Raw genomic sequence first — 21,492 nt, 5'->3', positions numbered from 1 at the left:
TTCTGGGACACCCACGTAGTCGCGCCGCACTCTTCGGCCGAGCCATGGGGCGCCGGACCGCCGACCGAGGAGGACCTCTACGAGCTGCTTCCGGAACTCTCCGAGGGTGACCTGCTGCGGACCTCGTGCACGCTACCGCCGCGGCCGTGCCGGGCGGAGATCGTAAGCCATCACCGCGGGCTGGATCCTCGGCCGGGCGGGGATGTCCGCGTCACCCTGTTGTACTGGCTCGACCCGCGGCCGGCCGCACATCGGTCCCGGTGGGATAACTCGGCAACCTGGGTGCCCGGCAACGTGCCTTGGACCGCATCGGTCAACGATCTCCTCAACTCGGCGGGAGGGACGACGGCGCTTACCTTTGCCGGAGGATGGCGGTTCGCTGAGACTGTTGCCGCCAACCGGCGTCGAACACTGGCTGGACAGACGCTGGATCCCACGCGCTCCGGGGTGGTCACCTTCAATCTGGACCTGACCGGCGTGGCGACCAACCGAGTGGTGATCCTGGTGGCGGTGATCCGGGCCGGCGGCGGGGAGCCAGCAAATGACATCAACCTGCAGCCGTCGACGCTGCAGGAGCTGGCGCTGACCCGGCCTGAAGTTGCTGTTCGTTCGGTTCGTATAAAGAAATGAGGGGGAGCCTCGTCCAGGCTGGCTCCCGGCTTCCCAACCATGTAAGGAGATCTCATGTCCCACACATACAAGATCTGTTCCCCCTCAGTCCCGGGCGGTGGTGCAGTAAAGGTTCTCAATCAGGCTTCCAGTGAGCAGATGGCAGTGAGTGAGCGCGTGGACAACGTGCGCGTCCTGCCGTTGAGCGAGTTGGCCAACCACCGTGAGAATATGCCCGGCGGCTTCGCTTTTCCGGGTACAACGGGACACAAAGCGATGGTATCGACCCTGAAACTGTGGGACAACGGCAAGACGCTCCGCGTCAGGTTCGTCGACGGCGATCCAGAGGTGCAACAAAAGGTAGAGGCCATCGCCAGGGAATGGGAGGGCGAAACGAATCTAACCTTGAAGTTCGTCAGATCAGACGCTGCGGAGATCCGGATCAGCTTCGCCGAGAAAGGATTCTCGTGGTCAGCCGTGGGCACGGACGCCAGGACGGTACCTAATTCCCAAGCGACCATGAACTACGGCTGGCTAGAGCCGAGCACCGCGATGCGGGAGTACCAGCGGGTCGTGCGGCACGAGTTCGGACACGCACTGGGGATGCTCCACGAGCACCAGAACCCAACCGGCTCGATTCCCTGGGACAAGCCCAAGGTGTACGCCTACTACGCCCAGCAGGGCTGGACGAAGGAGGACGTCGACTTCAACATCTTCGATGTCGTCGACGAGGACAGTACTAACCACACCAGCTTTGACCCGACATCGATCATGCAATATGCCGTGCCGGACAGCCTGACCATAGGATCGTTCGCTATCGGCTGGAACACTGACCTTTCCTCGTTGGACAAGCAATTCATGCGGCTGCAGTATCCCAAGAACGCTCCAGGTTTGCAGGAGGTCGTGCCGAACGGGAACCGTGTGGAGGCAGACCTGGCTGCCAGCGGGGAAGTGGACACGTACCACTTCGAAGCGGCAACGGCCGGCACGCACATCCTGACCACGCAGGGTCCTAGCGATACCGTGCTGACCTTACACGGTCCGAATGACCCGGGCGCTGTGCTGGCTTGGGATGACGACCGGGGCCGCGGAACGAACGCGCGCATTGTCCGGAAACTGTTGCCGGGGCAGTACTGGCTCTCAGTGCGCCACAAAGACACAACAGCCACAGGCACCTACTCGGTCGGGGTGACCACGCGCAGATGAGAGTTGACTCGCGGTTGACGTCGGGCTAGCCAAGTTCGGACCACCGATCAATAGTATCCGTTCCTCACCGCAAGAGGTAGGTCACGGTCCTTACACGCAGTCACTGCTTCGACCTCGTCGCGGGCACGTGCCCGATGCCCGTTACAGCGGCCTTGGCGCAGTGCTGAAGGGTCATCGGCCTGAGGAAAAAGTACTTCAGCCTCGAAGAGCAGGTGTTTAAGAACGGCAGGTTCGGCAAGGGCTACTCCGGGCGAAAACGCAGTCATTGCCCAGAGGGCGCCATTCGTTGAATCGTCCCCGACGACAGCGGGGAGGAGGAGCTGGAATCGGCAAAAATCATGGCCCGCGACCTGGGTAGAAAACCAGCCGCATCGAATCGCTCGCGGGCACGGTCGTCGCTGTCGATCGTGGGTTCCTCGACAGTACGATCCAGACAGAAATAGTCAAGGAGGTTGGTGGAACGACTTCTTCTTGAGTATGGCTGTGAATACTTTCCGAAACCCACTTCCGGGCTTTGCCCCTCTGCGTCCGCGCTTAGCCGTGAATCTCGTGGGAAATCATCGGACGAGGCATGGTGCAGTCGCCGGGGGTGCAGGGCGATGAGCCTGCTTAGTTCCAGCAGAATCTCGTAACTGATGCTTTCGATCAATGAAATCCCGTGGGCACAACTCCTGCAACAGAACACTTATCACGCCTCCCCCCGCGACTGGTCGGATCAGGTGATTTACTTCCTCCTGATCGACCGGTTCTCGGACGGCAAGGAAGATGGCTATACGGATGTCGCGGGGCAGACAGTCCCAGGCACCACTCAACTGTTTTCACCGGCCGATGCTGGTAACGCAGTCCAGTCAGAGGCTGCCATTCAGGAATGGGAGTCAGCCGGCGCCAAATGGCTCGGTGGCAAGCTGAAAGGGATCACATCCAAGATCGGCTACCTCAAGAGGCTCGGCATCACGACCTTATGGATTAGCCCGGTGCTGCGGCAGCGGCCCGGAGTGGACGACTACCACGGCTATGGAACGCAGAACTTCCTCGAAGTTGACCCCCACTTCGGCACGGACGAGGACTTCAAGGACCTCGTCGCGGCCGCGCACAAGGCCGGGCTCTACGTCATCCTGGACGTGATTCTGAACCATACGGCCGACGTGTTCCAATACAACACCGTCGATCCGAGCGGCAATCTATACACGCCGGCGTGGAGCGGTGCTACGTATCCCGTGCTCGGATGGCGGGACACCACTGGAGCCCCCACCATTCCCTTCCCGACGCCGGTCAACCCCCAGGACGTGGACAGTGCCGTTTGGCCGGAAGAGCTGCAAGCAGCGGACGTCTTCACCCGCAAGGGGAACATTGCCCACTGGGACGACAGGCCGGAGACGACCGAAGGCGACTTCGACGGACTGAAAAACGTTCACCAGGGAACCGGTCCTTTATCTGACTACATGCCATCAAATGCCCTTCGAACCCTCACGGAGGCGTACCAGTACTGGATCGCCTATGCAGACCTCGACGGCTTTCGTGTCGATACCGTCAAACACATGGACCTGGGTGCAACCAGGTTTTTCACCTCTGGGATTCATGAGTTCGCCCAGACCATCGGCAAGGACTCGTTCTTCCTGGTCGGCGAGATCACCGGCAGCCGGGAAGTGGCCATCAGCACCCGCGACAAGACCGGGCTCGACGCGGCACTGGGGCTGCGGGACGTGCAGCAATACATGGTGGATGCCGTCAAGGGCTGGGGGAACCCGGCCAACTACTTCGAACTTTTCCGGAACTCAGCCGACGTCGATAAGCCGTCTCACACGTGGTTCCGCAAGCACGCGGTCACTGCTTTTGATGACCACGATTTGGTCAGGCTGGACAGGGTATGGAAGGCGCATTTCGCAGCCGATCAGGTAGGGCGTGCACTGGAGCTCGCCATACTCGGCATGAATGCAACCACGCTGGGTATCCCCTGCGTCTACTACGGAAGCGAACAGCGTTTCCACGATTTCGTGGCGCTTGCCGGGATCCAGGGATGTGGCGAAAGGGTCCGGACACATCGGACCGCCGGGCCCGCTGAGGGATGCTAGGGCTCGAACGTCCGCGCCCCCGATTGTGCCAGCGTCGACCGCGCCCGGTGCGACACCGCCGCCAGGCTGATCGCCAACTGGGGCGGTGTACAGGACAGCGCTCCACAGCTGATGGGGTTCCGCCTCTATCGCGCCGTTTTCCGTACGCCAGCGCCCCCCGGCATCCGGAGAAAGCAGCAGTCGCCAGGGGAACTCGATGGCCGTCTCCAAGGCGACAGGCGCCGCCACAGCAGGGATGGCGGCGTCGGGAACCGTACCGCGCGGCAGGGCCGTCGGGGCCAACACCGGCTCCCAGTCCTCCCAGGACAACAGACCACTGGCCGTGAACGGGACCGGGGTCCCGTCCGGGATCCGGAACACCAGTCGGGTAGGGCCTGCCAGTGCGGTGCGGATTGGAGGATCGGCCACGGCGTCCCAGACGGCCTCCGCCAGCGCCTGCGGCGGGAAATGCACCACGACGAACGCATCGGTCGCATCATCATGCCGCACCAGTTGGGTGCCGTCGGCCGAAGCCTCCAAATTGAGCACCTCGAATTCCAGAATCAGCAGATCATGCGGACGGAGGATGCTAAGCCTCATGATGCTGCTCATCGGAAATCTTTCTGTCGGAGACGACTGTCATGTCCAACCAGGCGCGGGATGCGCTGCCGGGTTTGCCGTTGTCGCACCGTGGAAATCCTTGCGCCGAGGATTGTGTGCTTTTTGTTCGACTGGGCGGAGGTTCTTCTGCCCGCTTTGGGTTTGACCGAAGCCAGCAGCTCGGCAATGAGAGCCGAACGTTGGATAACGGCTCGCTGTACCTGGAAGTGCCGTCGGGCACGGGAAGAACGAAATCGATTGATGCATCGAGGCTGGCTCTGTGGATCGCGTTAGGGGAACATCACCATGCCTTGAAAAGGCCGGGAAGCAGTTCCTGGAAGATTCTGCACTGTCATGCCGGGATCTGGCAGGACGGCTAGAACGGTCTTCACCACCCCATTGTGCTCAACATAGCCCTCGAACGCCGGGAAGGCGTCAAGCTGGAGCGCCCAGTTGACGTGGATGACGTTCGCCACCGGATTCATCCAGGTCGTGATTTGGAAAGCTCCAACAAAATCTATGTCCGCGGCAGCTGACACTAGTGGATCGGCGGCAGATGCTTTCAGATGGACGAACTGTGTGAACGGAAGTCCGGGAACCACCGCAACCCCTTCTGCGCCGGCGAAGCTACATCGGTCCATGGGCGCGAGGCCGTGACCTAATGTCTCGCCGGTTAATATATCCACTTCTGTAGTGCCAGATGTTCGGTGCTCTCCTTGATGGTCCAGGTTCCAGCCGGCCGGCCCGAGGCTTAGTGTTGCCAAACACTGCATACGTACGCTCGCCGCAGGATTCGAGTCGAAGGATCGCTGATCAGTCAGGTAGCCAGCAGACAGTGGTTTGAATGTATTGAGTGGGTTAAGCCGGGCAATCAGGGGAAGTGGCACCGCTGTCATATTGACATTGGCACCCTGCGCGATGGTAACGGTGTAGCCCGGAACAGTGTGTGGAATGAATGCGTTAATCCAGATTCTCATGACGAACCTCTCTAGTGCGGGGAAGAGGCTTTTTGCCCGGCGGTAGGCAATTAGGGCTGATGGACCTACTGGAGTCCCGTCCCGAGGTGGTTCTCCTTCTTGGCAGACAGGTGCAAACGGCTTGGTCCCAGCTGCTGCTCAAGGCGTCTTCCGAGCTGTCAGGATTTCGTCGCCTGTGGCGGCTTTGGACCTGCGTAGCTAGGACTGCCCTTGTTGAGTCCGCCAATTCTGTTAAGCAGGTCGTACCAAAACCGGGCGCCTGGTAACAGGGCTATTACCGTCACGCCCCAGCCGGCAAGGAGCAGCAGGATGTCAAATAAAAATGAGGGCAGGCCCCTATTTATATCCGGCAGGTCGTTGTAAGACCACCAAGATGAGCATTCAGGCTCCGACTCAGGGCAATCTGCTGGCACCCATCGCCAAGCGAGTGGCAATCCAGATGCAGTCAGCGCTGTCGCCTCCCTTGTCAGTTTGTCGATGCAAGTCTCATCATTTTGTTCACAAGGCTTGCTGTTTACTATTGCGGCGACAGCAGTGCGCGTGTCTGCATCCGTGTACAGCGTGCGGGCGATGGCGATCGTGTTTACGTTGAGAAGGATCACTAGGACAGCGCCGGCAAGAATGGTAATCCACGAGACGTGTCGCTTATACCACCCGGATACCCGATCCATATGGTCGTCATACCATTGCTCTATAGCTTGGTGAAGCTTTTCGAGGTCCTCTTCAGTCGATTTGAGGATGCCCAAAAGTGATTCCTTGAGAGCTTTATTTTCGATTTTCTCCACCGAAGAACGGATTTCAGAGATTTTCGCTGGCGTCGTAGAGCCGGGGGTGTCGGGCAGAAGGAGGTCCAGCACAGCTGCAGAAAAAGCTCGCGATGAAAAGTACGACGGGTACTGCCGAAGCGCAGCTGGCGGTGGCACAACCTTGCCCTTGCCGGCGCCCTTCTTTTGGATTTTGTCAAGGGGCTTCAGCAAACCCAGATGGCCGAGTATGGGCCCTCCGAGCAGAGCGCTGGTGGGCGAAGTCGGACTGGCAGGCATCAAAGTGGGACTGGCGGATGTAAAGGTGGGGGCGGCGAGTTTCGTAGAGCGGTGCAGCAACTTGCGGAAGCCCCTGGGCGTCGATGTGGGATTCACCAACTTACGGAAGGCATCGTAATTAGCTTTGACGTTCCTGAAATCTATTACATCCTCAGAATCATCCCCATCGACGAGTGATTTTATGCCCTCAAGCAGAAATTTAGCGCGGAGGCCAAGAAACCATGCAATTGCCTCTGTGATCACCGAGGCAAGAGCTGCTGTCACAGCGAAGACAAATATTAGTCCTATGGCAACATCTAGAATCGGGGAAACATCCATCTCACGAGAGCCTCCATCCAGTCAGGCTTCTACGCATGAAAATAGGACGTCCCGCGTTACTGCCGCGTTACTGCCGCGTCAGATGGACCACGGATACTCAGAAAACAAGTGCGCCCGACCGCTGAACAACAGCCAGTCCACCGATGATCGGGCTGCTGGCTGCGAAAGCTCCGCCTCCAGCAACGTGATAACGCACGAGTAACGCCGTCGCGAATACGTTGCTGCCATCTCCGCGAGCCGGAGCTGCAGAGCGATCAACAGGAAGGAGACTTCATGTCCTGGCTTATTAGCGCCTTCACCGCCGCCGCCAAGTGGGTGTGGGATAACCGTGACGACATCGGCGAAAAGTTCTCTGTGGCAACTAAAGGGGTCACCAACATCAAGAAATGGCAAAACTTCACGGATCTTGACGTTGAGGTTTGGAAGTTCGACCACGGAAGGGAGGACAACTACAAGATTCTGCCAGGACAAGTCGTAAGCGCGGACATGTGGGTCCCCTGGGCTGATAGCGCTTCCGAGTACAAGAATCATCATGGCGTCGTGGCAGTGTCCGGCGTACCCAGTCTCTTCTTTTGGCAGAGTGGTGCGTATGTGCGATTCAATACGCAAGACGCCTTCGTAAGGGGTGGAACGCCTGTCCCCGGCGTCAGTGGGAGCGGCGGGAATCGACAGCTAACAATCGCCAAAGATCCTGGCGGGCAAGTGGGAATCGTCCTTGCGGGCTGGGACAAGGAGTAGTTGGGAGCGTGTTCATGTCATGGGCTATGGCAGAGCTTATCGCCGCCGCCCAGTGGATGTTGGAGAACAGTGAAGAAACCGACTTAATTGTCGTCGACCCTGGTGCGCTGCGTAGGAGTTCTGCGCTGGCCTGAAGTAGTCCGTAAGGAATCCAGCCAGGACACTGGTCAGGATCAGTATGACGGCCGGCAGAAGCGTGATCGGTCCAACGAAATCGCGGATGTCGATTCTGAAGAGAAGCACCAGGAGGACTGTGAGAGAACGTAGACAATCACCAACGCTGCCTCGACAGTCGTGATGGTCCTTCCTGCTGTCCGCCGTTTCGTCTTGGGGAACTGCTTCCCGTCCTCCTCGGCTGTACCGAATTCTGCTGCCGCTGGAGTCCCTGTAGCTGGAGCAAATCATGGAGAATCCGGACACGCACAGTCACGAAACGGAGCGCGAAAGGTGATGACAGGCGATGCCGAAGATGGCGGATTACCAGAGGATATGGTCCGTATATATGACCAGCTCTGTCAAAGCTACCGAGCCATCGACGAAATGCGTACGAAATTGCTTGGGTTACTACCTTTTGGCACGGGAGTCGGCTTGCTGGTCCTCACCAATGGCGCCACGGCGGGCCCCCCGGCCTGAAGTCGCTTTAGGCATAGGCTTCTTTGGCTTCGTAGTTACTCTTGGCTTCTTCGCCTATGAACTGCACGGAATCAAGAAATGCGCGTACCTGATAGATGCAGGGAAACGGATGGAAGAGAGCCTCCATGTGCAGGGACAGTTCTTGAGGCGCCCCCAGGAACTCATGGCCTACGACTAATCCCTACGACCCTGTAGGCTTCGGAATTATCCATTCCCTGTTTTATCAGCTGATCATAGTCAGCCCGGGCAGCGTTCTTCGGAGGGCGCCCCGACCCTTCATCTCTGCCAGTCGCAACTCCTAATCACGCAGCTGTCGCAACGATCCCCAGACGCCAAGCCCGTCACCATGGCTCAGTTTTCGACCGTCACGACAGCCACGATGCGCGGATTGGTCAAGACACAGGAGAGCTGGAGTGGGCGACGCACTCGTCAGACTCCGGAGGAGGCTCTCTGTTCGGAGGAGCATGCGCAAATGGGCTCACGCTGTTTTACTTCGGGAAACTGCCAGATGACGCAGGCCATTGACTTCACGTTCCGAACTGCGGAAAGTCGTTGCTACATAGGTTTCCAGCTCTTCAGACCCACGCTGGATTTGGGGGTACCCATGGGCAATGACGGTTATGGTTTTCAGTTGTGCCTGCTTCAATCGTGGCAACTTCGTCGGGACACCGACGTCGTGCACGTTGCAACGCGGCAGCAGCGGCTCATTACTGCTCTGGCGATCAACGGTCCCCGCCCTCGAAGCTACTTGGTCGGTCTGTTGTGGCCTGAGGCTCAAGAGTCCAGGGCCCTCGAAAGCCTGCGAGTCAGCGTGCATCTCGTTTCGCGTCAGATCCCGGGCCTGCTGATCAATGGCGGGACGGTGCTGTCCCTCAGCGAACTGGTCGACGTCGACCTTCACCGGGTCCGGGCCCAGATCCGGGAGCTGAGCCAAAGTGGGCGCAATGGAAACGTGTCCTCCTGTCTGCACCAACTACGGGACGCCGAACTGCTCCCTGGCTGGTACGACGATTGGGTGCTTTTTGAACAGAGCAGGTTGCGGCAGGACCGGATCCACGCGCTCCACATCTTTGCCCGGGAGTCGCTGGAGCGCTGCGACTATGAGGCTGCCTTGGAGGCCTCGGAGGCAGCACTGGAACTCGAACCGCTATATGAAAGCGCCGTAGGACTTCTCATTCAGGCACAACGGCAGCAGGGCAACAATGCTGCAGCGCTTCGGGCCTTCGAAATATATCAAGCCAAACTGAAGCAGGACATGGGCCTAGTGCCATCGGAAACCATTCGGCGCCTCGTCGCTGACATTTCGTCACAGCCAACCGGCAAACAAAGGGGAGATATCTAGACGTCGCTAGGAGGGGACAGGCTGGGCAAAGAGCCACCCGCGCACAACGCTTAGGACCTCGTCCGGATCAGCAGTGGAGACCGTGATTGGCTCACCGCCCGGGGCTTGGCTAAAAGTGACCCTTGCGCGAAAACTTGGCGTCTGGTCTGGCTCGTGCCAGGTGCGAACGACTAGCGTGCCCATGGACGGCATCACCGGGTCTGACTCGTCCTCGTCCGAGATTCCTGACGGACGATCATCGCTTGTCATGGCATTTCACCCTACTCTCAATCAGCGACCACCCACATGATGGAACATCGCGGACTTTCCACCGCCGAGTCCGCCTCGTTTATCAGCCGCTAGCAGCTTCAGGCGTCTCGGCCGTGCAAGGCACCTGAGAGCCGGCGGTCGCCGGCTGATTTGATCCTGCTGGACAGGATTCAGGAATCAACCCTACGTTTGTTCAAGATTTGCTCAAGTTTGCACGGTGAGCAACGCGACGCCACGGCTATTCGTTGTAAAGGGCATCCGTCTACCCATAGGACAATGAGTGTCTTAAGGCGCCCCCTTGAAGCAAAAAGGAAGTGTGTACAAAGTACACACTTTGGGCTTCGGATCGGGTCGTAGGTGGGTCGGATCGGGCCGGATTCCGGATGTTTCCGCGGGAGCCCAGTATTTGCAAGGGCTGGATTGCAGTTCGAGTCCCACCTCGGGCACAGTATTCCCCCTCGTCAGAGGGGGTATCTGCTTCAACGTGTGTACATTGACCCTGCTCGGGTCCCTCTGACGCTTGTCGCGGCTGGTGCCTGGCCGCCGCGGTGGCCTATTCAGTTTGCTTGGGTGGCGGGTTCAGTGCCCTGGCTAGCGGGCCCTCCGCCCGCTGGGATGTGGGGTCATTTGGGTCTCCTTTCTGGTTGGTTGTGCTGGGCGTGGTTGGCCTTGTACCTATTCATACTGTGGGGTTGTGGTGTTGACATGACCAGAAGGGAATCTTGGAGATTGTTCTCCTTGTTTCTCTGCCTCCTGAGCGTCGGGGGAGAGGTTGATGGCCGTTTGTCCGCCGAAAGATGGCGTGCACCTTGTCCACACCCCCATGCGTGGGATGCCGTTGCTTACCGGTGACCCTCCTCTTGCCTGCCTCTGCTGACACCAGTTCATGCAGCCATGTTTCCCAACTGACATGATGTCGGGGCAGTCCTTCGGTCTTTTGCGGGCATAGGCGCGCCGGCTACCTGAAACTCGGGACAGGATGGCATGTCCGGACGCCGGGGCTGCACCAGATGCGTCCGCATCATGAAGGTGCGTGGGACCGGGATGCTTCTTCCGTCGTCTTGTCCCCCTGTCGGCGCGGAAGTGTATCGATGAGTCGAAGTCCAAGCCTATTGTGCGGCCATAGGACCTGTGACTTAGGCTGAGTCCGGGAGGGGAAGCCCAGCCAATCGAGCCAGTACATGCAATCCTTCATCGATCCCCGAGCGGACACCGATTCACGATAACGCTGAAATAACGGGTGGAACATATCCTGAAATGGACTGATCCCGGCGCCGACCAGCGAAGGCTCTTCTACTATATGGAGGGGTGCCAATTGAACTCGTACTGTTGGGCATGGGCCATCTCGGGAGTCGTGTTGGTGGTGTTGACCATCGTTCTGGGGCTGTGCACCGAGGCCAAAAGTGTGCTCGGGATCTTAGTCGACGGCCGTGGGCGCACGAGTCTTACGCACTTTCAGTTGACCATGTGGACCGTATGTGTGCTGTCGCTGATATCCGGGGTCTTCTGGGGGCGCCTCCTTTCGGGCGTTGACAGACCTCTCGAATTCGACATCCCCACCGAGGTCATTGGCTTGATGGGGATCGCAGTCGGTTCAGCCGTGGCAACCACGATCGCAAAGAGCGCTAAAGATAACGACCCGGAGGCCTGTGCCCGAATCGCCGTCCCAAGGGACGGCGAGAAGCCAAAACTCGCTCAGATATTCCTTCTCGAAGAAGGCACCGCGGCCGACGAGGTCATCGACATTACGAAGTTCCAGAATTTCGTCATCACGGTCTTCTTGGGCGCGGCCTACACGGCAGTCGCCGTGCATGCAATGGGTATGGCGAATCCGAATGTCGAGTCGTTGCCTGGGCTCGATGCCCAGTTGCTGTCGCTGCTCGGCATAAGTCACGCTGGCTATGTGGCGGGCAAGATGCCGAAACGAAGTGGAGCACCTGATGGACATAAAACACTGGCGGATCGCATCGAAAGGGAACAATCGGGGTCGGCGACCACGTCAACGACGACAGGAGGTAAAGATGCGACGGGATGATAACGACCTGCTGAAGACTCCAAGGTCTTGGGAGCTTCAGTGAAGTCACGCGTTTCTTCGGAATAAGCGGAAAAGACCGCATCGCGGATACGACGTAACCAGCATTTGGGTTCGGAACGTTTGGGTTTAGGGCTGGCAGACCATACAAGGCGGCGGGTATGACGCGTCTTGGTGCCATCAATAGCTTCGATATGCCGTTCGTGAATGTTTCGGCTGGAGCTCAGATGGTAATTCACCAGACAGGCCGCACTGGTCCTGCGCCTGCAGTGCCCCTTTGAGATGCGGCGCGTCAGGTTTGCGGGAGTTCCTGGAACAGGGGACTGCCCCTGGTCTTGTCGACTCCTTGACCTAGCGAGCAGGTGCTCGCGGAAGGATAGCACGCAACAATTTCTCCAGGGCCTGGCAATCCTGACGGCCGGGAAGGAGGGCGCGTTCGTCCCGCATCCGCATCACGCCCCGTCGTGTACAAACTCTTCGACAACCGGGCGGAGTGGGCACATGACTCCGATGCGGCCGGACGTCGCGCTTCAAGAGCCGTTCAACAAGTCGAAGCCCTCGGCTACCTTGTCATCATCGAACCGATACAGCACGCTGGATAACCCCGGACGCTAGCTACGACCCCGGCCGCTGGAAGTGACAGACCGCGGCACACCATGAGGCCAACCAGACATCCCCTCCCGGAGCCAAAGGAGGTGCACGCGGCATCCCTTCACAACCCGGGCCCGCGGTGAGACGCTGGAACCGACGAAGGGTCGGACCAGACGCCGATACAGCTATGGCGGACGCCTTCCGCGTTACGCCGTCTCTAGCTTGGCGCCCGGCCCTTCGCCCCGCGGGTAATCCGAACGACGCCAGATGACCCGGATGACATAGCCGAGGTCGCAAAAGTCAGCGTGGGCTCCCTCGGAACCACGCCAGCCCAGCCACCAATCCGCCGCCTCCACAAACACTTCAGAACGCCCGCCAGACATACGGGGCGAACCATCATGCCCGGGGCATGCACTTGACACGACCTATAGCCAGCCAGATCGGCGCACACCACTGTGCCGGCCAACTCGATCGCCTCGTTACCAGGCTTCAGATCCCCATGTTCGGGAACTTTTGCCCGTCACGCTTCGTCCGTAAAGCCTCATGCGTTTGCTTGGTATAACCCTGCAGCTCCGTTGGCAGCGACATGCTGGTGCATCTTCGTTCTCATTGTTCATTCGGCAAGGGTCAGAACTGTCCGGCAGCGCATTCGCCATCACCGGCTTGCCGATTGACCGGATGTCATCCGCGAGCGGGTAGTCCCGTCGGTTGCGCGCAAGACGGGCACAGGCGTGCCGGCCTACCACGAGGTCGACCCTGCCCCCGCAGTAACGGTCTCGTAACGCTTCACCGGGAAAATCTACGTACCATCCGAATAATCCCACCTGCCGAACGTAGAAAATTGAGATTCGAATCGAATGGTGGGCGGTGTCCGGTTCAGTCACACATGCGGCACAATTCTGATGTCCCGGATGCCATCGCGAGATTGGAGCGGCAGTGGCTAGATTACCCGAGTGGCTCTTTTACGAAGTCATGTGGCGGGCATGGGACCGCAATGAAGTCTATCCCGTTCCCTGGTGGGTGCAGCAGGCATTGCGGCACTGGAGCGACGACTTCGATTCCGGGTTGTTCGACTCACGGGAAGCAGCCCTCGCTTCCAATGCGCTGTACCGCTATTGGAACATGATCGGAGTGAAGGACCACGGTCTGGAAAGCCTGGTCGGACAGGCCGGGGAAATCGAACCCATCTATGAAGCCTACGCAGTCACTGCATTCATCTTTGAGCCGATACAACGGCAGCTGTACCTGCCCTACTCAGCCTCACAGCACCACGCCGTAGCGCTTGTTTCGCAGGCCATGGACGAAGGCTTTCTTCCCGTAACCGTCACCGAATGGGGCACGACGGATGGGACGACCCTCAAACAGAAAGCGATCGCGACAACGATAGGCAACCGGCAGCGAAGCATGGTCCTGAACAGGCTTTCCGTCAGCACCACTGCAGCATCGGCACGCGGCTGGCTATGCCTCGCGGTCCTTCCATTCGGCCCCAGCAGCTTCCAACGGCACGACCGGGCCGGACGATTCATGCCTGACCGTCAAATTTCGTTCCTGCGCTACAACAGGCTGGATAACCGGGTGGAGGTCAACACCGGCTGGGGCCCAGTCTTGGACAAGGTACCGGATTCGCTGGGGCTGTACGGCAATGAACTTTCGTCCTCTGACCCAGAGCAGTACCTCCGGCACAGTCCATTCCGCGACTTGGTGGAGACCGGTTCCCTCAACGGTATTGACACCTCTACCGATCATGCCGGATCCATGTGCACCGGTGTCTTCGCGTGGGCATTCGATATCACACCCCAGATGCCCTTCCAGATCGACATACGGTTGCCCATCGACGACTTCAGAGGCGGGGATCTGGGCGAAATCCGCTCCGTTGGCGCTCAACAGCTCGAGGACGACAATAGGACCTTTTGGAACGACAAACTAAACGGTCAGGGACTGCAGCTCGAGCTCCCTGCCACGGTCGGGCACCTGTGGGATCTGTTCCGCCTGTGTCGCGCCAACCTTCTCGCCCTCGCGGACGACGGCATAATCCACCCGGGACCTACCATCTACGACTCATTCTGGGTCCGCGACTCGTCGGTGGAAGCCATCGCGTGCGCCTACGCGGGCGATCACGGTCTGGCCGCCACACAATTCGGCGAACACTATCCGAAGGTATTCAATCAGGGACCGGGCACCATAGGTCCCGCGTCCGCGCAGGGCTTCTTCGGAGGCGAGCACGAAAAAAATGACCACGAATGGGACAGCAACGGCGAGGCACTGTGGGCCATCAGCCGATTCGACCGCATCAGCGGACCCGGCGTCGCCTTCGGGGCGAAAATGTTCGCACCCTATTTAATAGAAGGGGCAAGATGGATCCGCGACAACCGGTCCGAGTTCGGGCTCTTATTCAGCGGCTGGAGTGCCGAGCACCTCGGAGAGCGCGACAAACCCCACTACTGGGATGACCTGTGGGCACTGGCGGGGCTCTACGAAGCGGCCCGCCTGGCCGAACGAAATCAATTCGCCGAGGCTCAGGAACTGTGGAACATCTTCGACGACGTCCGGCACGCAGTGGCGGAGTCTCTACGGTGGGTCCTCGACCAACAACGCGCAATGGGCTGGTGGGAGACATTTATCCCCACGGGCCCGGCCGACGCGGGCAGGCTCGACTCGACCGTTATCGGCGCCGTGGCATACTTCCACCCCTGCCGGCTGTATATGAACCAAAAGCTCGGCCGCGACATCGACCACGCATTCCGTCTGACATTGGAAACCATCTGGGCCCATTTCACCACCGGCGGCTTCCGCCACGATGCTGCATGGCACGCCTACGGTCCATACTTAACGCTGCAACTTGCCCACGCCTTCCTGTTGGTTGGTGACATCGACCGGATGGACCAGTGTCTGCAGTGGGCTGTCGGCAACGCCGCATACTCCACTGTTGCTAGGGAACAAGCTGGATCTGCGCGGTGGGAAGTCGTACAGGGCGCTTGGAACGAGCAGCACGCCTACCCCATTTCCAGCGACTTCTCCGAGAACCCCGGCCGCTGGTGGTACATGGGCGACATTCCCCATGGCTGGGCCGCGGCCGAATTCAACATGCTGCTCCGCGACATCAGCTTCCTCGAAGCCGATGAAGACGCCGACCCCCACATCTACCTGGCACCCGGCATTCCCAACCACTGGCTGGCCAACGGAACACCAATGACCATTAAGGACGCGCCGACCGTCTTCGGCACCCTGTTTGGCTTCACCCTCGACCACGACGCCGCGGAGCGCACTGTAACCATCACCATCACTCAGTCGATGCCAGCGGACATCCGCTACATCTACCACTGCAGGCTGGGAACCGTCACATCGGCAGTTGCCGATGGCCTGCCCGTTTCCGTCGCGGACGGACATGTCGCCCTGCCCGGCGGCTCTGCCCGTGCGGTTATCAAGTACATCTAAACGACGGCGACCGCTGCTTGGACTGCACGCACGGCGCTGGCCCCAGTGTGGAACTTTGGGCATATGTGATACCCGGCAGTGCCACCGGCACTTATCCGCTGATGACACGAACCGATTCTCACTTCAGTCACAGAAATTCGGTGCCTCACTCCTACGCGAAAATCACTGAGCACTTGTAGTTTGACGCCCGGTTCACCCGCGCCTTAGGGAACCGGGCAAACTCAAGGCTGCCGGTTGCCGTATAGCACCGTTCAGCCATGGCCTCATGGCCGCGTTCGTCTCCGGGATTCGGCCGCCTTTACCGCGGCCGTCGTGGAAGCCGCCGAAAAAGTTCGCCCCTCCCAATCCGGCGGCAGGCTTGCCACTCCGCTGCTCGGGATCCTCGATGAGGCCGCGAAAGTCTGCCGGTGGAAGGCTCTGCCGGACCAGTACAGCCACTACGGCTCCCGCGGCATCATCCTGATGACCATCCTGAAGTCCTGATCCCAGGGCGTGGAGGTCTGGAACCTCGAAAGCATGCGGAAACTCTGGTCCGCGTCGAACGTGGAAATCTACGGCGGCGGGGGTCTCCCTGCACCCAGATCCAGTTCATGATGGCTTGGTCGCGATTTGGCGCGTTCTTGGGATTGCCCGGTGTACGCGAGATTCGCCCGTCATGGATGGCCAGGGCCGTGCACAAGTGTCGGCGCGGCGGGGGACTCTTGGATCGTTGTAGAGATCTCGGAGAACTGATGCCTGTCAATTGGGCGTTCCGGAGGTTCGATCAGATTGGGCGCGGGCAGTAGTTGGTCCTCGGAAGTCGCAAGTCCGTCCGAATCGAGTTCAAGAGATGGTGCTGGTCCGGGCATGTTCGAAAGCAACAGGCCAGGCAGGATTGATTAGTAGCGGCGGACCAGGTCGAACGGCGGGCGCGTGGGCTACCGGGCAGCTAGGGAGTTTTCCGAAGGAGAATTGGCGGTTCACCGGCCCGCGGGTGACGCTGCCTACCACGCGCAGAGGTCCCGGGTCGGCCGTGGACAGCTGGGATGCGAGGTCAGCTGTCGCCGGCGACGAGGCGGGATATCCGGAAGTAGCTGGTGCGCGGGCAATAACCCAAGGGCCTATTTATCGGCGTTACTAATGCGCAAATCCGCGGCGATGGCAGAGATGGCATGCTTTTATAGGTGAACGTCGTCACTAGGGACTTTTGACCCGGATTCTAGGGAAATTTTGATGACGACAGTGTTGTGCATGTGCTATCAGGGTGCCCAGCTCAGGCTATTTCGCTTCACAAAACAGGCACTGCCGGCGGGCCGTTGACACGCCCCGCCGGAATGCGGATCCTCGAAGCTAGGACTGTTTCAGCTCGCGGTCACGCTGGATTTGGGGGTACCAATGGGAAGCGGCGACTTTTGCCATTTTCAGCTGAGCCTTTTCCAATCGTGGAAACTCCGCAGGGACTCGTGCATTATGCATGTAGCGGCGCGTCAACAGCGGCTCATCACCGCCCTGGCTATCCACGGTCCCCGCCCCAGAAGCTACCTGGTCGGTCTCCTATGGCCGGAGAGTAGCGAGAGCCGGGCCATGGAGAGCCTGCGGGTCAGCATGCATCTGGTCTCACGACAGGTCCCGGGACTGTTGGTGAACGGGGGCGCCGAACTTTCCCTTAGCGATTTGGTGGACGTCGACCTGCACCGGGTCCGGTCCTGCGTGCGGGAGCTAAGCCAAGCCGGGCTCAACGGCAACGCCGCATCGTCCCTGAACCTGCTGCGCGATGCGGAACTGCTCCCGGGCTGGTATGAGGACTGGGTGCTGTTTGAACAGAGCAGATTGCGGCAGGACCGGCTCCACGCGTTTCACATCATTGCCCGCGAGTCGCTGGCGCGCTGCGACTTTGAGGTTGCCCTGGAGGCCTCGGAGGCAGCACTGGAACTTGAACCGCTCTATGAAAGTGCGGTTGGACTTCTCATTCAGGCTCACAGGCAGCAGGGCAACACTGCTGCCGCGCTTCGGGCTTTCGAAGCGTATCGAGCGAAGCTGAATGAGGACATGGGCCTTGCGCCGTCGGAGGGCATTCGGCGGCTCGTCGCTGACGTCATGTGAGGGCCTGGGGTGGCGGAACCAGGCGAGTTCCTAAACATCAGGCAGGTTGTTTAGCCAACGGTTCACCGCAGTGATTACTTCCGCCCGGTCGCGAGCATAACTAGTCGTCCGTTCGTCACTTTCCGCCGATCCCGCAATGATCCGGGCACGGAAGGGTTCGGGACTTTCCGTGTCCCTCCAGACTCGAATCACCAAGGTTGCCTGGATAAGCGGGCCACTATTCGGGCCGCCATTCTCGCCCTGGGAGCCCCCCGACTTTACGATGTCTTCCACGTTCACCTCCTCTCAATCCGGCCATAAAGTGGCTCCTCTGATCTGGCTCACCAACGTTGGCAGCTTGGTCTCGCGCAGTCTCTCAGACCAATCTCAAGATTTTCTGGTAAGAGCCTCGATGTTGGCATATCCCATGACGCCGGCTTTCCATGGCCCTCATGGCGAACTGTGCCCAAAGTGCGATTCTCGGCGTCAGCCAAACCAGATTGCGGAAGCAATGGTGCCACCGAATCACAGCTGGATCAGACCCGTTCCTTCGGACCGATGCGGATGGCTCCGCGCCAAGGCTTCCTGAAGGTGCGCTCCGTAGTTCTTGTATGAGCAATGGGCGCAAGAATCATTCCGCTGCGAGAAGCAGGGGTGCGTCTTTTGGATTACAGGAGTGTGTACATTGATGCTCCTATAGGTGTCAATGTTCGTTGAGCCAGTTTTCATAGCGTTGGTGGAAGACGTCGTCGCGGGTGAGGCCGCGCTCCAGCCGGGACAGCCTGGTGGGCCAGACCTGGAGGTTGTCCGCGGCGGCCTGGAGCGTGATCTTCTTGGTTTTGCGGAGGGCCCGGAGGGCGCCCGCGTCCGGGGCCGGCTGCGGGTGGAGGAGCTGGTCGTAGATTTCGCGGGCGATGTAGCGTTTCAGGCACCGCATGATTTCCTTGGAGTTTTTGCCCTCCTGCCGGCGTCTGGCGACGTAGGTTTTGGTGCGGGTGTCGCTCATCATCCTCACGAGCGCGACGTGGTGGATGGCCTTGTTGGCCTGCCGGTCCCCGCCGCGGCTGAGTCGGTGCCGGGTTGTTTTCCCTGAGGATGCGGGGATCGGGGCGACGCCGACAAGGGCTGCGAATTTCGCTTCGCTGGTGATCCGTTCGGGGTTGTCGCCCACGGTGACGAGCAGCTGGCTGGCCACGTCGGTGCCTACTCCGTGCAGGTCCCGGATCATGGGTGCGTGGATGGTGATGATTGCGTCGAGTTCTGCGTCGATGAGCGCCAGCTCCTGGTGCAGGTGCCGGTAGCGGGACGCCAGTCGTTTGAGCACGATGGCGGTGGCATTCGCCGGCTCGGAGAGGCTCCCTGCCGGCCGGCTCTTCCCGAGGGCGGCCATCATCGCGGCAGCAGTCAGGCCGCGGTATCTGGCGCGGAGGGGTTCCGGGGCTGCAGTCAGGATGCTTTGGGCCTGGGTCATGACTGCGACCCGGGCCCGCATCGCGGAGTTCCGTTCGGCCCGCAGGACGCGCAGCGATTCCACGGCCCCGTCCCGGGCTTTCGGCGTGGCGGTGCCGCGGCCGGCGAGGACTGACTCGGCGGCCTGATACGCGTCCAACGGGTCCGATTTGCCCTTGAGCCGGCGCCCCTGCCGGTTCGGGCGCATGACTTCCAGGACCTGGATGCCTTCCTGCGTCAGGGTCCGGGCGAGCTCGGCGCCGTAGCTCCCGGTGCCTTCGACTCCGGCGGCGATGACAGGGCCGAACTGGGTGATGAACTCGATGATCTTCCGGTAGCCGGACCCAACGGCCAGGAATTCCTTGTCGGCGATGTGCCTGCCGGCGTCGGTGATGATGGCTACGTGGTGGGTGTCGGCGTGGGTGTCGATCCCGGCGATGACTTTCAGATGCTCATTTGCCATGATGAAACTGCCCTGCCTTCCGTTGCATGCGGTGAGACTTAAAAGGGCACGCCGGCCAGGTGGGCAGACAAGACAGTAATGGGACTCTTCGGAACAGGCTCCTGACTTGTTCCATTGATGGTGGGATGCCGCAGGATCTGCAGTCTTGTAGCGTCCAGGGTGTCAGCCGGTACAGGTCCGCAAGCTCCTTGCCGCCGGGACCGTCCAGGTTGGCTCACTCATAGCGTGCCGCGCCGCTGACACCCGCCCGGGGCGTGGCTCGACAGAGGCATGCAAACACTTCAAGTCAGGGTGCCCGCCACGGGTGATATATCACCGACATCGGCGAAAGGAAACCCGGACATGATCGTTATCGGCATCGACCCGCATAAATCCTCCATCACCGCCTCAGCTATCGACTCCTCGGGCTGTCAGCTCGCGGTGCGGCGGTTCGTCGTCAATGCCGGCACCGCCAGGCAACTGCTGGGTTGGGCCGGGCAATGGCCTGAACGCAGATTCGCTATCGAGGGCGCCAACGGCCTGGGACGCGGAATTGCCCAGATCCTTGTGGCCCGTGGGGAGTCCGTGGTCGATGTTCCCTCCACGCTGGCCATGAAGGTCAGGCTCCTTTCCACCGGCGGTGGCCGGAAGAGTGACCCGGCCGATGCGTTTGCTGTTGCCGTCTCTGCCCTGCGGCAGGAGAATCTGCGCCCCGTGGCCGCCGAAGACCAGAGCACGATTCTGCGCCTGCTGGCCGAACGCCGCGACGATCTGGGCCACGAACGCGCCCGGTTGCTCAACCGCCTGCACCGGCTCCTGCGCGAACTGATACCCGGCGGTGTCGAGCCCGGCCTCAGTGCCGACAAGGCCGCCGCCGCGCTGCGCACCGTCCGGCCGGCAACAGCGACCGACGCGCTCAGACGCGATCTCGCCCGGGAACTGCTGGCCGATCTCGGGCGCATCGATGCCGGCATCAAAAACAACGAGGCCCAGACCCGCGACGCCCTGGCCGCATCCGCCACCACCCTGCAGGAAATCCCGGGCGTCGGCGTCGTCCTGGCGGCAAAGCTCCTGGGCCACGTCGGCGACATCACCCGATTCCCCAGCGCCTCACACTTCGCCAGCTACACCGGCACCGCACCCCTGGACGCCTCCAGTGGCCGCCAGCACCGCCACAGACTCAACACCGGAGGCAACCGGCAGCTCAACTCGGTCCTGCACACCATGGCCGTCTGCCAAAGCCGCGACCCCGGACCGGGCCGCGACTACTACCTGAAGAAAACCTCCGAAGGTAAAACACCCCGCGAGGCCCGCAGGGCACTCAAACGACGCCTCTCCAACGTCTGGGCCGCTTGGGAGATTTCGGACAGCGGATTAGTGGTTTTATCTACGCTGCCGCGGGCGGCTGCTGGTAACTGTAGTGGACCTCGTTGGGGTAGCGGTAATCCAGGGCGGAGTGCCGGCGCCGGCTGTTGTAGAAGCCCTCGATGTAGCGGATTACATCCCGTCTGGCCTGGGCCTTGGTGGCGTAGACAGTGCGGTACACGCGCTCGTTCTTCAGCGCCGAGAAGAACGTCTCCGCGGCGGCATTGTCCCAGCACACCCCGGTGCGGCCCATCGAGGAACGCATGCCCAGGCCCGCCACGAGGGCCCGGAAGGATGCGGAGGTGTATTGGCTGCCCCGGTCCGAGTGCCAGATCGCGCCGGGGCGGATGA

The 21,492-nt window shown here is 60.4% G+C and carries 12 protein-coding genes and 2 pseudogenes; 10 read left to right on the top strand and 4 right to left on the bottom strand.

Annotated features, from left to right (window positions below; all coding sequences use genetic code 11):
• From LQV16_RS18370 to LQV16_RS18360, 3 genes are all read left to right on the top strand, one after another.
• Window positions 1–630: hypothetical protein (locus LQV16_RS18370; protein ID WP_229995322.1), on the top strand; the 630-nt coding region annotated here is incomplete at its 5' end.
• Window positions 631–684: 54 nt separating this feature from the next.
• Window positions 685–1,815: a M12 family metallopeptidase gene (locus tag LQV16_RS18365; protein ID WP_229995321.1), complete on the top strand. Its 1,131-nt coding sequence runs from the start codon at window positions 685–687 to the stop codon at window positions 1,813–1,815.
• 635 nt (window positions 1,816–2,450) lie between these two features.
• Window positions 2,451–3,887: an alpha-amylase family glycosyl hydrolase gene (locus LQV16_RS18360; protein ID WP_229995320.1), complete on the top strand. Its 1,437-nt coding sequence runs from the start codon at window positions 2,451–2,453 to the stop codon at window positions 3,885–3,887.
• 869 nt (window positions 3,888–4,756) lie between these two features.
• Here the strand turns inward: LQV16_RS18360 and LQV16_RS18355 are convergent.
• Both LQV16_RS18355 and LQV16_RS18350 read right to left on the bottom strand, forming a co-directional pair.
• Entirely contained in the window at window positions 4,757–5,443 is a 687-nt protein-coding gene (locus LQV16_RS18355) for a hypothetical protein (RefSeq protein WP_229995319.1), read from the bottom strand.
• Window positions 5,444–5,601: 158 nt separating this feature from the next.
• Window positions 5,602–6,750 carry a hypothetical protein gene (locus tag LQV16_RS18350; RefSeq protein WP_229995318.1) on the bottom strand — a complete coding sequence of 383 codons (1,149 nt, stop codon included), beginning with the start codon at window positions 6,748–6,750 and terminating at the stop codon, window positions 5,602–5,604.
• A 327-nt stretch (window positions 6,751–7,077) separates the two neighbouring features.
• On the opposite strand from LQV16_RS18350, the gene LQV16_RS18345 reads away from it, so the two are divergent.
• From LQV16_RS18345 to LQV16_RS18320, 6 genes and pseudogenes are all read left to right on the top strand, one after another.
• Window positions 7,078–7,542 (top strand): hypothetical protein, encoded by a 465-nt coding sequence (locus LQV16_RS18345; RefSeq protein ID WP_229995317.1) that lies wholly within the window; start codon window positions 7,078–7,080, stop codon window positions 7,540–7,542.
• A gap of 1,141 nt (window positions 7,543–8,683) precedes the next feature.
• Window positions 8,684–9,517: a bacterial transcriptional activator domain-containing protein gene (locus LQV16_RS18340; RefSeq protein WP_229995316.1), complete on the top strand. Its 834-nt coding sequence runs from the start codon at window positions 8,684–8,686 to the stop codon at window positions 9,515–9,517.
• Between the two features lie 1,489 nt (window positions 9,518–11,006).
• Window positions 11,007–11,801, top strand: a complete 795-nt coding sequence (locus LQV16_RS18335) for a hypothetical protein (protein WP_229995315.1) — start codon at window positions 11,007–11,009, stop codon at window positions 11,799–11,801.
• A gap of 1,524 nt (window positions 11,802–13,325) precedes the next feature.
• Complete coding sequence (locus tag LQV16_RS18330; protein WP_229995314.1) at window positions 13,326–15,824, top strand: hypothetical protein; 2,499 nt, start codon at window positions 13,326–13,328, stop codon at window positions 15,822–15,824.
• A gap of 294 nt (window positions 15,825–16,118) precedes the next feature.
• Window positions 16,119–16,388 (top strand): annotated as a pseudogene (locus LQV16_RS18325) (TraM recognition domain-containing protein); the annotation flags it as partial.
• A gap of 999 nt (window positions 16,389–17,387) precedes the next feature.
• Window positions 17,388–17,906, top strand: a complete 519-nt coding sequence (locus LQV16_RS18320) for a bacterial transcriptional activator domain-containing protein (RefSeq protein ID WP_229995313.1) — start codon at window positions 17,388–17,390, stop codon at window positions 17,904–17,906.
• Window positions 17,907–18,588: 682 nt separating this feature from the next.
• Here the strand turns inward: LQV16_RS18320 and LQV16_RS18315 are convergent.
• Complete coding sequence (locus LQV16_RS18315) at window positions 18,589–19,797, bottom strand: IS110 family transposase (RefSeq protein ID WP_229995312.1); 1,209 nt, start codon at window positions 19,795–19,797, stop codon at window positions 18,589–18,591.
• Window positions 19,798–20,067: 270 nt separating this feature from the next.
• Between LQV16_RS18315 and LQV16_RS18310 the strand changes: the two are divergent.
• Window positions 20,068–21,057: pseudogene (locus LQV16_RS18310) on the top strand (IS110 family transposase); the annotation flags it as partial.
• A gap of 106 nt (window positions 21,058–21,163) precedes the next feature.
• On the opposite strand, the gene LQV16_RS18305 reads toward LQV16_RS18310, so the two are convergent.
• Window positions 21,164–21,492: integrase core domain-containing protein (locus LQV16_RS18305; RefSeq protein ID WP_229995311.1), on the bottom strand; the 329-nt coding region annotated here is incomplete at its 5' end.

This window comes from Arthrobacter sp. Bi26, from assembly GCF_918697925.1.
Classification (GTDB): domain Bacteria; phylum Actinomycetota; class Actinomycetes; order Actinomycetales; family Micrococcaceae; genus Arthrobacter.
The sequence above is the reverse complement of the archived record's forward strand: the minus strand, read 5'-3'. Positions and strand labels throughout refer to the sequence as shown.

What these genes read in the sequence shown, in the direction of transcription:
- LQV16_RS18345 (WP_229995317.1), top strand. Translation starts at nt 7,078, where the DNA reads ATGTCCTGGCTTATTAGCGCCTTCACCGCCGCCGCCAAGTGGGTGTGG.
- LQV16_RS18355 (WP_229995319.1), bottom strand. Translation starts at nt 5,443, where the DNA reads ATGAGAATCTGGATTAACGCATTCATTCCACACACTGTTCCGGGCTAC.
- LQV16_RS18340 (WP_229995316.1), top strand. Translation starts at nt 8,684, where the DNA reads ATGACGCAGGCCATTGACTTCACGTTCCGAACTGCGGAAAGTCGTTGC.
- LQV16_RS18365 (WP_229995321.1), top strand. Translation starts at nt 685, where the DNA reads ATGTCCCACACATACAAGATCTGTTCCCCCTCAGTCCCGGGCGGTGGT.
- LQV16_RS18360 (WP_229995320.1), top strand. Translation starts at nt 2,451, where the DNA reads ATGCTTTCGATCAATGAAATCCCGTGGGCACAACTCCTGCAACAGAAC.
- LQV16_RS18315 (WP_229995312.1), bottom strand. Translation starts at nt 19,797, where the DNA reads ATGGCAAATGAGCATCTGAAAGTCATCGCCGGGATCGACACCCACGCC.
- LQV16_RS18320 (WP_229995313.1), top strand. Translation starts at nt 17,388, where the DNA reads ATGGAGAGCCTGCGGGTCAGCATGCATCTGGTCTCACGACAGGTCCCG.